14 protein-coding genes are annotated in these 14,489 nt (G+C 33.8%); 13 read left to right on the top strand and 1 reads right to left on the bottom strand.

What is annotated here, in order from left to right; translation table 11 throughout:
• The first annotated feature begins 10 nt into the window (after positions 1 to 10).
• The 13 genes from ATHE_RS08925 (at position 11) to ATHE_RS08865 (ending at position 12,518) form a co-directional block, all read left to right on the top strand.
• Entirely contained in the window at positions 11 to 1,336 is a 1,326-nt protein-coding gene (locus tag ATHE_RS08925; RefSeq protein ID WP_015908170.1) for a pyrimidine-nucleoside phosphorylase, read from the top strand.
• 20 nt (positions 1,337 to 1,356) lie between these two features.
• A complete protein-coding gene (gene deoC, locus ATHE_RS08920; protein ID WP_041727165.1) occupies positions 1,357 to 2,019 on the top strand; it encodes a deoxyribose-phosphate aldolase in 663 nt (220 codons plus the stop codon).
• 41 nt (positions 2,020 to 2,060) lie between these two features.
• Positions 2,061 to 3,233 (top strand): phosphopentomutase, encoded by a 1,173-nt coding sequence (locus ATHE_RS08915; RefSeq protein ID WP_015908168.1) that lies wholly within the window; start codon positions 2,061 to 2,063, stop codon positions 3,231 to 3,233.
• Positions 3,234 to 3,250: 17 nt separating this feature from the next.
• Complete coding sequence (locus ATHE_RS08910) at positions 3,251 to 4,069, top strand: purine-nucleoside phosphorylase (RefSeq protein WP_015908167.1); 819 nt, start codon at positions 3,251 to 3,253, stop codon at positions 4,067 to 4,069.
• Positions 4,070 to 4,206: 137 nt separating this feature from the next.
• Positions 4,207 to 4,560: a response regulator gene (locus ATHE_RS08905; RefSeq protein ID WP_015908166.1), complete on the top strand. Its 354-nt coding sequence runs from the start codon at positions 4,207 to 4,209 to the stop codon at positions 4,558 to 4,560.
• Between the two features lie 29 nt (positions 4,561 to 4,589).
• Entirely contained in the window at positions 4,590 to 6,482 is a 1,893-nt protein-coding gene (locus ATHE_RS08900) for a chemotaxis protein CheA (RefSeq protein ID WP_231503430.1), read from the top strand.
• A gap of 9 nt (positions 6,483 to 6,491) precedes the next feature.
• Positions 6,492 to 6,974, top strand: coding sequence for a chemotaxis protein CheW (locus tag ATHE_RS08895; protein WP_015908164.1), 483 nt, complete (start codon positions 6,492 to 6,494; stop codon positions 6,972 to 6,974).
• A gap of 38 nt (positions 6,975 to 7,012) precedes the next feature.
• The gene (locus ATHE_RS08890; protein ID WP_015908163.1) at positions 7,013 to 8,563 is read left to right on the top strand and encodes a methyl-accepting chemotaxis protein; all 1,551 of its coding nucleotides are present in this window, start codon (positions 7,013 to 7,015) and stop codon (positions 8,561 to 8,563) included.
• Between the two features lie 143 nt (positions 8,564 to 8,706).
• Positions 8,707 to 9,258, top strand: coding sequence for an ECF transporter S component (locus tag ATHE_RS08885; RefSeq protein ID WP_015908162.1), 552 nt, complete (start codon positions 8,707 to 8,709; stop codon positions 9,256 to 9,258).
• Positions 9,255 to 10,007 carry a DUF6873 family GME fold protein gene (locus tag ATHE_RS08880; RefSeq protein ID WP_015908161.1) on the top strand — a complete coding sequence of 251 codons (753 nt, stop codon included), beginning with the start codon at positions 9,255 to 9,257 and terminating at the stop codon, positions 10,005 to 10,007. Before ATHE_RS08885 ends, ATHE_RS08880 begins: the two co-directional genes overlap by 4 nt.
• Before the next feature lie 88 nt (positions 10,008 to 10,095).
• Positions 10,096 to 10,992: a putative sporulation protein YtxC gene (gene ytxC, locus ATHE_RS08875; RefSeq protein ID WP_015908160.1), complete on the top strand. Its 897-nt coding sequence runs from the start codon at positions 10,096 to 10,098 to the stop codon at positions 10,990 to 10,992.
• Positions 10,993 to 11,094: 102 nt separating this feature from the next.
• The gene (locus ATHE_RS08870) at positions 11,095 to 11,406 is read left to right on the top strand and encodes a YerC/YecD family TrpR-related protein (RefSeq protein WP_015908159.1); all 312 of its coding nucleotides are present in this window, start codon (positions 11,095 to 11,097) and stop codon (positions 11,404 to 11,406) included.
• Positions 11,403 to 12,518, top strand: a complete 1,116-nt coding sequence (locus ATHE_RS08865) for a THUMP domain-containing class I SAM-dependent RNA methyltransferase (protein WP_015908158.1) — start codon at positions 11,403 to 11,405, stop codon at positions 12,516 to 12,518. The genes ATHE_RS08870 and ATHE_RS08865 overlap by 4 nt, the downstream gene beginning before the upstream one ends.
• Before the next feature lie 84 nt (positions 12,519 to 12,602).
• On the opposite strand, the gene ATHE_RS08860 is transcribed toward ATHE_RS08865, so the two are convergent.
• Positions 12,603 to 14,468 (bottom strand): hypothetical protein, encoded by a 1,866-nt coding sequence (locus ATHE_RS08860; RefSeq protein ID WP_015908157.1) that lies wholly within the window; start codon positions 14,466 to 14,468, stop codon positions 12,603 to 12,605.
• Positions 14,469 to 14,489 lie beyond the last annotated feature (21 nt).

Raw genomic sequence — 14,489 nt, 5'->3', positions numbered from 1 at the left:
GTGAAAAGGTGTGCTGGTGACAGAGATTATTAGGAAAAAACGTGACGGAGAGATACTGAGCAAAGAAGAGCTTGAATTTATTGTAAACGGATATGTAAAAGGCGAAATTCCAGACTATCAGATGTCTGCTTTCTTGATGGCTATATATTTTAGAGGGATGTCAAAAGATGAGCTTGTAGAACTTACCATGCTCATGGCAAAATCAGGTAAGATGGTAGACCTGAGCAGTATAGAGGGTATCAAGGTTGATAAACACTCAAGTGGTGGTATTGCTGATACAACAACCCTAGTCTTAATACCACTGGCAGCATCTTGCGGTGTAAAGGTTGCAAAGATGTCAGGACGAGGGCTTTCTCACACAGGTGGGACAATTGACAAGTTGGAGTCAATTCCAGGTTTTAAAACAGAGCTTTCAGAAGATGAGTTTATAAAAGCAGTAAATAAAGTTGGTGCGGCAATTGTTGGGCAGTCAGAAAGCCTTGTTCCTGCAGACAAAAAGATATATGCTTTAAGAGATGTCACAGGTACAGTTGAATCTATACCACTTATAGCATCTTCCATCATGAGCAAAAAGATTGCAGCTGGTAGTGATAAGATAATACTTGATGTCAAGTTTGGCAAAGGTGCTTTCATGAAAGAGTATGAAAAGGCAAAAGAGCTTGCTAATACTATGGTTGAGATTGGAACTTTGGCAGGAAGAGAAACAGTGGCATATGTTACAGATATGAATCAGCCACTTGGTCTTATGATTGGCAACGCTCTTGAGGTTATTGAAGCAATAGAGGTCTTAAAAGGAAGAGGACATGAAGATTTGAAGAATCTTTGTATTGAATTTGCATCTGAGATGATGATTATGGCTGGAGTTGAAAAGGAGAAAAAATTAGCACAAGAAAGAGCAATTGAGAGCATTGAAAAAGGGCATGCTCTCAAAAAATTTAGAGAAATTATAAAAAACCAGGGTGGAAATCCTGAAATAGTTGACAATTATTCATTGCTGCCACAAGCCAAATATATTTATGAACTAAAATGCGACGAAGATATGTATATTAAAGATATTGATGCTCTCAAACTTGGGCTTTGCGCACTAAAACTTGGAGCAGGAAGACAAAGAAAAGAAGACAAGATTGACTACGCAGTTGGAATTCAACTTTTTGGTAAAATAGGCGACAAAATAGCCAAGAATATGCCGTTTGCTAAAATCTATGCAAATGATGAAAAAAGGGTTGAAGAAGCCATCTCAGATGTGAAAACTGCATTTGAGTTTTCAAAAGTACCTGTTCCAAAAAGAAAAGTAATATTTGCAAAGATAACAAAAGATAATGTTTTTGAATTTTAAATTACATGGAGGGGAACATGATGACCAGAGAAGAGATTGCAAAGTTTATTGACCATACACTTTTGAAGTCTTCTGCAACACCTGCAGATATAAAAAAGATTTGCGATGAGGCATTAAAATATTCTTTTGCTTCAGTTTGTGTGAATCCTTATTATGTAAAGTTGTGCAAGGAATATTTGAAAGAGTCAAATGTCAAAGTGGCAACTGTAATAGGTTTTCCACTTGGAGCAAACACTCTTAAAACAAAGGTGTTTGAAGCAAAAGAAACTTTTGAAAATGGTGCTGATGAAATAGACATGGTTATAAATATTGGAGCTATGCTAAGTGGTAACACAGATTATGTTTACGAAGAGATCAAGAGCATTGTTGAAGTTGCAAGAGAGTATTCAAATAAAATAGTAAAGGTAATAATCGAAACATCTGAGCTTGACGATGATAAAAAGATAGAAGCATGCAAAATTGCAGCCGCAGCAGGCGCAGATTTTGTAAAAACTTCCACGGGCTTTTCTAAAAGCGGTGCAAAGTATGAGGATATACTTCTTATGAGAAAAGTTGTAGGAGATAAGTTAAAAATCAAGGCTTCAGGTGGAATTAGAACATTTGAAGATGCTCTTTTGATGATACAAGCAGGTGCAAGCAGGATAGGTACAAGCAGTGGTGTAGCAATTGTGGGTAGAGAATAAAAATAACCTCAAGTATTTGTTTTTGGAGGGAAGATTTTTAAATGAGAGTCATATTAATTGTTCTTGACAGCGTGGGTGTTGGAGCGCTTGACGATGCAAATCTTTACGGGGATGAAGGGAGCAATACTCTTTCAAATACTTCATATGCAGTTGGAGGCATTGAACTTAAGAACTTATACAAGCTTGGAATAGGAAACATAACAAGTATAAAAGGTACACCACCGAATCCCAATCCTATTGGAGTTTTTGGGAAAAGCAAGGAAATGTCAAAGGGCAAGGATACTATAACCGGTCACTGGGAGATAGCTGGTGTTGTGTTAGAAGAGTCTTTCAAGACATTTCCAAATGGTTTTCCTGAAGATTTGATTCAGGAATTTGAAAAAAGGATTGGGAGAAAAGTTCTTGGCAACAAAGTTGCATCTGGTACAGAAATAATAAAAGAGCTTGGAGAAGAACATATTAAAACCGGCTATCCAATTGTTTATACTTCTGCTGACTCTGTATTTCAAATTGCTGCTCACGAAGAAGTAATTCCGCTTGAGGAGCTATATAGGATATGCCAAATAGCAAGGCAGCTTCTTGTTGGGAAATATCTTGTTGCAAGGGTAATTGCAAGGCCATTTGTGGGTAAAGATAGGAACAGTTTTGTAAGAACTTATAACAGAAAAGACTTTGCAGTTGAGCCACCTTATAATACGCTGCTTGACAATATTAAAGAAGCAGGTTTTGAATGTGTGGGAATAGGTAAGATAGAGGATATTTTTGCCAAAAGAGGATTGACAAAGAGTATTCACACAGAAGGGAACATGGACGGGATTGACAAAACTTTGAAGGCAATGGATGAAGTTAACAAAGGACTAATTTTTACAAACCTTGTTGACTATGATATGCTGTATGGTCACAGAAATGACCCTCATGGTTATGCAAAGGCTTTAATAGACTTTGACACAAGGCTTCACGAAATCATGGAAAAGCTTAAAAAAGATGATATTCTAATAATTACTGCAGACCATGGTTGTGACCCTACAACACCTTCTACAGACCATTCGCGTGAACATGTGCCAATACTTGTATATGGCCAAAATATCAAAAAAGGATATGACCTTGGAACAAGAAATAGTTTTTCTGATATTGGTCAGACAATAGCAGAGTATTTGAATGTAAAACCTTTAAGATTTGGAGAGAGTTTTTTAAAAGAAATTGTGATAAAATAACTATTGAGGTGATTTTTATGTCGTATTATGAAAGGGTAAAAGAAGCATCAGAGTTTATAAAAAGTAAGATTCCAAACGTGCCAGAGATTGCTATTATTCTGGGCAGTGGACTTGGCAGTTTTGCGGATACAATGGAAGAAAAAATTGAAATCAAATATTCAGAGATACCTCATTTTCCTGTGTCTACTGTCAAGGGACACAAAGGCAACTTGGTTTTTGGAAAAGTAAAAGGAAGAGAGGTTTTGGCTTTTCAGGGAAGATTTCATCTTTATGAAGGGTATAATGCTCAAGAGGTTGTATTTGGTGTGAGGGCAGCAGGACTTTTGGGAGTGAAAAACCTTATTGTTACAAACGCGGCAGGGGGAATTTCGCCTTTGCTTTCTCCTGGAGATTTGATGGTGATAAAAGACCACATAAATCTATCAGGCGAAAACCCAGCAATTGGGTCAGAAGCAGAGAAATTTGGTGAAAGGTTTTTTGATATGACATATGCATATGACAGGGAGATAATTGAAAAATCAAAAGATGTTTACAAGAAAAACGGGGTTGATTATAAAGAAGGTATATACGCATTTTTAAAAGGTCCTTCATATGAAACACCTTCGGAGATAAGGATGCTGAAAATCCTTGGTGCTGATGCGGTTGGTATGTCAACAGTTTTGGAAGTTATTGCAGCGCGGCAGATGAATATCAAAGTTTTTGGAATTTCATGTATTACAAACATGGCAGCAGGAATTCTTGAAAAGAAACTTTCACATGAAGAGGTCATAGAAGTTTCAAAGATGGTTGAGGAAAAGTTTATAAAAATAATTAGTGATTTGATAGAGATTATTTAAAGTGAGAATATTAAATGCTTATATATCCTACACTGCAAAGTTTCTGGGCAGTGTAGGATTTTTGTTTATTATACAGAGAAAGCGGGTAAAAATAAATTTAGAATATTATTTTTCCTGCGGGGAGGGAAAATTGCTATATGAAAAAGGTATTAATAGTAGATGATGCAGCATTTGTGAGATATTCCTTAAGACAAACATTAGAAAAATATGGGTTTGAAGTTGTTGGGGAAGCATGTGATGGGAAAAGCTGTATAAAACTTTTTCAGCAGCTTCGTCCAGATATTGTAACACTTGATATTACAATGCCAGAGATGAACGGTATAGAGGTTTTGAAAAAGATTATGGAAATTGACAGGAATGCAAAAGTTGTCATGATAACTGCCTTAGGGCAAGAAGAAAAGGTAAAAGAGGCAGTATTAAATGGGGCAAAAGGGTTTATTGTAAAGCCATACAAAGAAGAACATCTGGTTAAGGTCTTGTCCTCTTTATAAAAGGATGAGAAGGTGAGACTGTGAATGAAATGCAAAAAGACCCCATGTTTGAAGTATTTATAAGCGAAGCAAAAGAGATAGTAAGTTCGCTTGAGAGGATCTTTATTGAACTCAAAGAAGGAAACAGAAACTTAGATATAGCAGTGGCAGAAGCTTTAAGATTTTTTCATACATTAAAAGGTTCCTCAGCGATGATGGGGTTTGATGACATATCCAAGATTTGTCATAGAGTGGAAGACATATTTGTTTGTATGAGAGATGAAGGTAAACTACCGACAAATCTTGATAACTTTATTTTAAACATGTTAAAGTTAATAGATTTTTTAACCATTCAGATAAATTGTATAGAAAACTCACAGCAGCCTCAAGATGCAGAAAATATAAAAGAGGTTTTAGAGAAAATTGAGACGAGCTTAGCAGAAAATAATAGGGTACAAGCTGAGAGTGAGAAAAAATATCATATAAGGCTGCTTTTTGAAGAAGGCTGGGAAATGGAGAATTTGAGAGCATTTTTAATTGTTCAAAATTTGAAACAATATGTAAATGTTTTAGAATACTTGCCTTCTGATATTGAAAGTAACATGGCATCTTCAGAAAAAATTAAAAAAGATGGTTTTTTTATTTCAATTAAAACTTTACTCAAAAAAGAAGATGTGGTAAAACTTTTTGAAAACTTTGCATGGGTAAAAGACATCAAGATTGAAGAAGTATCAGAAAAAGCTTCTTTAACCAAGGAGATAAGTTCATATCAGAATGTCACACACTCTATCCATAAGCTAATAAACGTTAATATTGAAAAAGTTGATAGACTAATAGACCTCATTGGAGAAGTGGTAATAACCTTTTCAATGATTGTTCAACACAAAGAAGTAAAAACTGATGAGAATAGTAGTTTCAAAAATTTAACACTTCAGATGTCAAAGCTAATAAGAGAACTTCAAGAAGTGGTAATGTCGATGCGTATGCTACCGCTTTCTTCTACATTTCAAAGGTTGAAAAGAACCATTATTGAGATGTCTGCAAAACTTCAAAAACCAGTTAATGTTCATATTACTGGGGAGGAGACAGAACTTGACAAAGTTCTGATAGAACACTTAACAGACCCACTAATTCATTTAGTTAGAAATGCTGTGGACCATGGAATAGAAGACAAAGAAGAAAGATTAAAAAAAGGTAAAGATATGACTGGTAATGTGTATATCAGTGCTAAAAATAGCGGGTCTGAAGTGGTTATTAGCATTGAGGATGATGGCAGAGGTCTTAATAAAGAGAAAATCTTACAAAAAGCTTTTGAAAGAGGCCTTATAACCTCACCTGATGATATTATCGAAGATGAGATTTTTGAGTTAATATTTCAGCCAGGGTTTTCTACAAAAGAAGAGGCGACAGAATACTCAGGAAGAGGTGTGGGGCTTGACATTGTGAAAAATAGCGTTCAAAAAATTGGCGGAAGAATTTTTGTTGAGTCTGAAAAAGACAGAGGCACAAGATTTACAATTAGAATACCTCTCACTTTGGCAATAATTGATGGAATGTTAATTGATGTTGATGGCAATATCTTTGTTGTACCTTTGAGCTCAATAGTTGAGACATTTAAACTTGAAAAACAGCAGATAGTATTGGAAAACGAAATTCCGTTTGTGTACAGAAGAGGCATATGTTTTGGTGTAATTGATTTGAACAAGATGTTTTATGGAAAGGATATTCTTGACAAAGAGAGACCTTTTTATCTGGGTATACTTGTTACAAATGGTGAGAAGAATGGTGTTTTGCTTGTTGACAATATGATTTCCCAGCAGCAGATAGTTATAAAAACTCTGCCTGCTATTTTAAAGCAGGTAAGAGGTATTTCAGGGTGTACACTCATTGGAAGTGGTAATATAGCATTTATTTTAGATATTGATGCTTTGCTTGAAAGGTAGGTGAGAAAAGTGCAGAAAGAATTGCTACATAGCAAAGTGGATGAATTTGAAGAAGCTATGAAAGATATGTACCTTATATTCAAAGTGGATGACCAATTCTATGGGATAGAAATTAAGTATGTTATAGAGATAATTGGTCTTTTGCCAATAACCTATGTGCCAAATCAAGAAGAATATGTTAAAGGAATAATTAATTTGCGGGGTAAAATCATTCCGGTGATTGATGCAAGAATGAGACTTTCAAAGCCTCAAAAGGAGTACAACGAAAGGACTTGTGTAATTGTCACAAGCATAGATGATTTTTTGGCTGGCATTATTGTTGACCATGTGAGCGAGGTTGCTGTGATAAACAAGGACCAAATTAGTCCTTTGCCACAAACATATGAAAAGGTAGATGAAAGATTTTTTAGAGGTGTTGCAAGCTTAAATGAAAGACTTGTATTAATACTTGATTGTGAAACTTTTATCAAGCCTGATAGGATAACTCTCTAAAAAAATAAATGAAATAAATGAAGGGAGATGGGTAGTTTATGAAGCTATTTAAAAATCTCAAAATTTCTGTTAAGATTTTGGCGGGGTTTGGAATTGTTTTGATTTTGATACTCTTCATGGGTACAATAGCTGTTACAAATATCAACAGAATAAACAATGACTATACAGAGGTTTATCAGAGTAATGTTAAAGCATTTATTGCAATTGGCAATGTGCTTGAAGGTTTTGAAAGACAGCGTATTAACTACAGAAATATTTTACTTGCGAGAAATTCTGCAGAGATGAATTCTTATCTTCAGAAGGTCGATGAGATAAATGATTTTTACAAAACAAACCTTGAAGATTTTTCAAAACTGATAAATGAAGAGGACATAAGACAAGAGTATCAAAAGTTGAATTCTTTATTTGATGAATATGATAAGTTAACAAATCAAATAATTGAACTTGCAAAAAGTGACAAAAAAGCAGCAGTTGATCTTTTGTTCAAACAAAGTTCAGCTCAGCTTGTAAGTGATGTTCAAAACTCAATTAAGACTCTCTATGACCTTGAAAAAAAGTACATCGAAAAGTTAAACATTCAAAATAATGCCCTTGCAAAAAGTACAGTAACGTCTATGGTGATAATAGTTATTTTGTGCATAGCAATATCTCTCTTTATAGGTCTGGTTATTTCTTATGCAATTAGCAGACCTATCTCTAAAATGGTTTTAGCTGCCCAGAAGATTGCAGAAGGAGATTTAACAGTTGATGTAAGTGTTGATTCTAAAGATGAGGTTGGAATTTTGTCAGAAGCTTTTTCTAAGATGATAGAATCGCTATCCCAGCTTATCTATTCAGTAAAGTCATCAGCAGAACAGGTTGCGCTTGGTGCAAAACAGCTCGCAGATGCAAGCCAGAGCCTTGCTCAAGGGGCAACTGACCAAGCAAGTTCTATAGAGGAGCTGAATGCTTCAATAGAAGAGGTGTCTGCACAGACGAAACAAAATAGTAAAAACGTAGAAGAAGCAACTAATTTTGCTAATCAAATAAAAGATGATGCAAAATTAGGTATGCAGCAAATGGAAGAAATGATGAAAGCTATGGAAGAAATCAATGCTGCCTCATCCAATATATCAAAAATAATCAAGACGATAGATGAAATTGCTTTTCAGACAAATATATTAGCGCTTAACGCTGCGGTTGAGGCAGCACGGGCAGGAAGCTATGGAAAAGGGTTTGCTGTTGTAGCCGAAGAGGTAAGGAACTTAGCAACAAGGAGTGCAAATGCTGCAAAAGAGACAAGTAGTCTTATTGAATCTACCATCAAAAAGATTGAAGTGGGAGATAGTATTGCAAAACAGACATACACCTCGTTAGATAGGATTACAAAGAATATCGATAAAATGGCCATGATTATGAATGATATAATGTATTCTTCAAAAGAACAGTCTGAAGCAATAGCACAGATTACAGAGGGGATAAACCAAGTTGCCAATGTAGTACAGAGCAATTCAGCAAACTCTCAAGAGACAGCTGCAGCTTCAGAAGAACTTTTCAGCCAGGCAGATGTTCTTAAAAATCTTGTTGAAAGATTTAAGACAAGAAGCTAATGAAAATAGTGAAAAACTAATCGGGCTGGGGAAACCAGCTCCTTTTATTTTTGTATCGATACAGTTTTGGTTTTAAAGATTTGATTTTTGAATCTTTTTGTGTAGAATTAGGCAAGTAGAAATATTATTGAAGAGGTGATTATATGAAAAACGGTGTAAGGTTTTGGGTATTTTCTGGGGTAATAATTGCTCTTGTGTTTGTTTTAACATTTACAATAAAGATACCGCTTATGGCAGGATATTTTAACATTGGCGATGTTGTGATAATGCTTTCTTCTATTTTGTTTGGTAAAAGTATAGGTTTTATGGGTGGAAGTTTTGGTTCTGCCCTTGCGGATATTGTTTCTGGTTATACCATTTATGCTCCTTTTACTTTTGTCATCAAAGGACTTGAAGGTTTTATCTGTGGACTGATTTTCGAGAAAATAGAAGGAAAGAAAAAGTGGGCATCTTTTATTATTTCGACAATGCTAAGTGGCATTCTTATGGCAGTGGGATATTTTTTGTCAGAAGCTTTTGTGTTAAAATATCTATCATCGGCATTAAATATTAATAGAAACTTACAATTTGGGCTTAAAGTTGCTCTTGCAAATTTGCCTTTTAATTTGCTTCAGGGTGTTTTGTCCGCAATAATTTCCATAATATTAGCTGTACCTCTTTATAATAATAAATTTATCAGGAAGATGAGAATTTGAAATACTTAAAATTTCCATATATACCAGAAAGTAAAGCTACACACATTTTGCTTGACAAAAGAGCGTACGATAAGTTTATCTATACGCTAGAAGATTTAGGTATAAAAATAATAATATGTGAAAACTGTGACGATGTTTATCCTGCGATATCTTCTCACCCTGATATATTTTATTTTCACTATGAAGACAATTTAATCTTTGCCGCTCCCAACTCACCAAGAAAAACCACAGAGGAACTGAAAAAACTTGGATTTAATATAATATTTGGAGAGAAAGCTGTTTTGGGAAAATATCCTGAGGATGTAAAGTACAATATCGCAAAAGTTGGCACAAAAGTCTTTCACAATTTTAAATTTACTGATAGAATAGTAGCAAAAAGAATAGAAGATGATAACCTTCAAAGGATTCATATAAAACAAGGGTATAGTAAATGTTCAATCTTGATTGTAAATTCAAATACAATTATTACCTCTGATAAAGGAATTTACAAAAAAGCCTTAGAAAATGGAATAGATAGCTTACTTATATCGCCAGGCTTTATTAAATTAGAAGGACTTAACTATGGTTTTATTGGCGGCTGTGGGGGGTTAATTAGCAAAAATATTATGGCTTTTAATGGTGATATTTCAATGCATCCAGATTATTTGAGTATAAAAAATTTTCTTAAAAAGTATGATATTGAAATCTTGAATGTGGCGGGTTTACAGCTTTCAGATATAGGTTCTATCATTCCTTTGTGTCAGGAGTAGAAAAAAGAGCATATTGAAAAAGAGTATTTGAGGGTATATTTATTATTGTGCTAAAAAGTTAAAGCTTATATTCAGGGATGTGAAGAAAATGCAAATATTGAGTTTGGGAGTGGCAGACGATCCTGTTTTTGTATATGAGAGTTTAAAAAAACAGCTGGATAGGAATGAAAATGTGAAAGGACTTTTTATTGAGCCAAATCAATGTGGTAGTATCACATTTTATGGTATTTTTTTAAGCGATGATGAAATCAAAAAAAACTTTGATTTGAATGCTTATGAGAGAGTAAAATATTTTGTTGCTGATGCAATAGCAAATGTAATAATTGAGTACACCAGAGAAAAATTTCTTTTTAAACTAATAAAACAAGACTATTATTTTTTAGATGAAATAGAAGCAAAGAAAATATATCAAGAAAGTCAAAAAAGATTAAATGAACTGACAAGTGCACAGAGCTTTTCAAGGGTAAAATTCGAAATAATAAAAAAGGTACTTGACTATTTAGACTCTAACTTTGAATTTAATTTTGAAGGTTTTTTGACCTTCAGATTAAAAGAATATATAAAGACAATTCAAAATATTGTGGAAGATGTTACAAATAAATACCTTCTGGAAAGGGAATACTTTCAGTTTATAAACCTTCTAAGATATTTTACAGACATTCAAGAATCAAAGATAGAACATGTAGATGTTATCCCGACTGCTAAAATGTATTTGCTTCTTGACAGAGAAGGAAATGAAATAAAAGATGAGTTTTATGAGCTTTTATCGAAAAATTTTAAGTTAAATCTTTCAAAAGAAGATATACTTCTGAGTAGACTAATTTCACTCTCCCCTCAAAATATTATTTTTCACAAACACCAGGATACAACTATTCCAGCGGATATACTTGAAATTCTCTCTCTTGTATTTGATAAAAAACTTCAATTTTGCACTTCTTGCAAGATAAAATACGTAGATAGTTTTTCGTCCAAGAGTGAGGAATAGTTCCTCACTTTTGTTTTGTCCTGTTTACTTCAATTATTTAAAGTGATATAATCTTAAAGAAGAGAAGTAGTAAGCGGAGTTACAAAGAGGTGTATAAAGCATATGAATGAAAAACTTAAGAATGAGATGACAGACCATCTTTTTGAAGCAATACTTGAACTGAGGACAATAGAGGAATGTTATAATTTTTTTGAAGATTTGTGCACGGTAAGAGAGATTCAGGAGCTTTCTCAAAGATTTGAGGTTGCAAAGCTTCTATTTGAGGGTGCAAAATATAGTGACATTACAAAAAAAACGGGGGCATCTCCTGCTACAATTAGCAGAGTAAACAGGTGTCTAAACTATGGAGCTGACGGCTACAAAACAGTGCTTTTACGACTTAAACAAAAATCAAGATTGGATGATGAAAAGTGATAGAACTTTTTGTTGCCACGCCTTTAGGTACAGAGTCGGTTGCAAAGGAAGAGCTGGTAAGGCTGGGATATAAAAACTTGAAAGTTGAAAATGGAAGGATTTTTGTGTCAGCTGAGCTTGAAGACATACCCAAGCTCAATATAAATTTAAGAACGCCAAACAGAATTTTTGCTATCTTAAATAAGTTCAAGGCTAAGACTTTTGATGAACTATTTGATGGAGTGTACAGCTACTCTTGGCATGAAATACTGCCAAAAGATGCAAAGATTCTGGTAACTGGCAGGACAGAAAAGTCTAAACTGGTTAGTATAAGGGCATGTCAGTCTATAACTAAAAAAGCAATAGTTGAAAAACTAAAATCAAAATACAGTGTAAACTTGCTTGGAGAGACTGGACAGCTTTTCAAGATAGAAATTGCAATGATAAATGACATTGCTTATCTGCTTTTTGACACAACAGGCGATTCTCTTCACAAAAGAGGTTATCGGAAGCTTATTTCTAAAGCGCCTTTGAAAGAAAACATAGCAGCAACTTTAATCTTGCTTGCCAAATGGAAAGACGATGAAGAAGTATTCTGGGACCCATTTTGTGGTTCTGGAACCATAGCAATTGAAGCAGCAATGATTGCCAGAAACATAGCTCCTGGTATTAATAGAACCTTTCTGGCTGAAGAAAATGGATTTATTTCACCGCAGATATGGAAAAAATCAAGGCTTGAGGCAATTGAGAGAATTGACTATCAAAAAAAATTTGAAATACTATCTTCAGATATTGACGAGAATATGATACACATTGCAAAGGTAAACGCAAAGGAGATTGGAGTAGATAAAGACATAAGATTTTTCAGGGCAGATGCAAGGAAAATTAAAAAACCTTCAGAAAAAGGTATAATTGTGACAAACCCACCGTATGGAGAGAGGATTGATGATATAAACATATTTGAGCTTTATAGAGATTTTGGTAGATGTCTTAAAACATTTGATAACTGGCACTTTTTTGTGTTATCAGCGTATAGCAAAATTGAAAAAGCATTTGGCAGAAAAGCAGACAAGAATAGGAAGCTTTACAATGGTAAGATAAAAACATATCTTTATTTCTATTTTCAGTTATAATAAAATGAGTTAAAAACAAAAGTAAATAAAAAAGGGCTTGCCGTCCCAAAAAAGCATATGTATTTTGGCAAGCCCTTTATAGTTTTATTCCTCTTTTTTCTTAAATTTTTCCAAATCCTCTTTTACAAATTTTATATTCAGCTTTGAAAATTCAATCTTGTCTATCTTTATGCTTTTCACAAAGTTCTCAAAGTCAGAAACTGTATAGCTATTATAATACAAAACAGGAATTGACAGGTCGATGGTGTAATAATATTGATTGTATTTTATCATATAAATAATTCTATTCTGAAGATTCATGAAATTAAAGTCTCTATTTGGATTTCCCTTTGCGAGTTCTGAAAGCTTAGAAATGTTATAAACATAAGTAAACTTATAAATAGAAAGATTTTTATCAATATACTTCAAACAGCTCATATTTACAGTTTTGCTCTTGTATTCATTGCTTTCAACCCATGCTTGCATAGTGTTTTTTATAATTTTTTCGGCAGGGTCTACGTTTATTCCACCATTTATTGTCAAGATTGAGTATGGAGTATTGTAAAGCATCACTGTTTCAATGTCTGAAATACCCTGTGCAGATGGAATTAAGGTTCCTATTATCTGACTAAAGTAACTATAGTAGTAATATGGCATATTTGTTTTGTAATCCTTTGAAATCTTCATTTCAAATGGAGCTTTGTTAAGTTTTATGGTTTTCAAACTGCTTTGTGGTTTCAAATCTCCAGACCAAAGAATAGAATCAAAGTATCTGCTTTTTGCCGGCAATACTTTGAATGAATTTATTATCCTCTCATATTTTTGCTTATCTTTGTTATATTTTTCTTCTGCAGCGTACAGTCTTACCACATATTTATTATTGTTTGAGTCAACATAAAGTCTTTTTTCAACAAACGTCTTGTTAAGGCTTTTTCTGATTCTGAGTTCATAAATTTTTGCTTTGCTTGTTCCAATATTTAAACTTTTGGATGAGATGACTTTTAAAAGTTCTTTATTGTAAAGCTCAATACTTTTTATTTCCTGAGAAACCCATTTGTCAAAACTGACATTCGAGTTTGTCACAAAACTGACAGAAAGATATTCGTCATATTCCTGCTGACTATCTGAAGGTATTATACTTGAGGTATCCTGCTGTTTTTGGGTTGAGATTCCCATCTCCTCATCTGTATAAAGTGGAGCAAATGATTGTGTTGATGAATTGTACTCAAGATTATAAATGTCTGTAGATTTCCAATAGGGTGGAAGATCAATCTGCCATCCATAACTTGTGTTTTTGTGAACTCTCCACGATGTTACGTTGTCTGCTAAATCTTTTATGTTGGGATTGTTTCTGTCAAAGTTTGTTTCAAAAGAATCAGCAATCTTGTATAAAAGATTTTGGTGTTGTGAATAGAAATTTAAATCCATGCTAATCGTAAGTCTGTAAATGTAGTTGTATTTTTTATTTTTGCTCAAATAAATTCGTATGAGATTGAAAGTACCAGAACTTTCTTCTTCGTCAACAAATACATAAAAAGAGTCGGTATAAACACTTGTGGCTTCGATATATTCTTGGCCTTGCTTGTCTTTTCCTTTTTTAAGCGAATATAGCTTTGAACCCGAATAATAACCTGAAATTAAATCTTGACCATACAGCAAAATCTCATCTAATGATGTGTAGCCTTCTTTGTTTAAAATTGCCTCAACATTAATATTTGCCTTGTAACTATTGCTTGACATTGAAAAATAGCTTCCTTTTGGGTCTTTGTTTATATAGGCATCCTGTGGCATATAGATAGACCAGTTGTAAACACTGTTTCCAACTCTGTTCTTATTGACGTCATCTTTTGAAAAGACTGTATAAAAGTCAATTACGCCACTATCTTCTTGTGCAAGCGCAAAGATAGAAGATGTCAGCACAAAAGCAACTATTGTAAAAATACAAATTACTGTTTTTAACTTTCTGGACATATAACTACCACCCTTTCTATA

This window comes from Caldicellulosiruptor bescii DSM 6725 (genome assembly GCF_000022325.1).
In the GTDB taxonomy this organism is placed as follows: Bacteria; Bacillota; Thermoanaerobacteria; order Caldicellulosiruptorales; family Caldicellulosiruptoraceae; genus Caldicellulosiruptor; species Caldicellulosiruptor bescii.
Note: the sequence above shows the minus strand (reverse complement) of the source record. Positions and strands in the feature narration are given on the sequence as shown.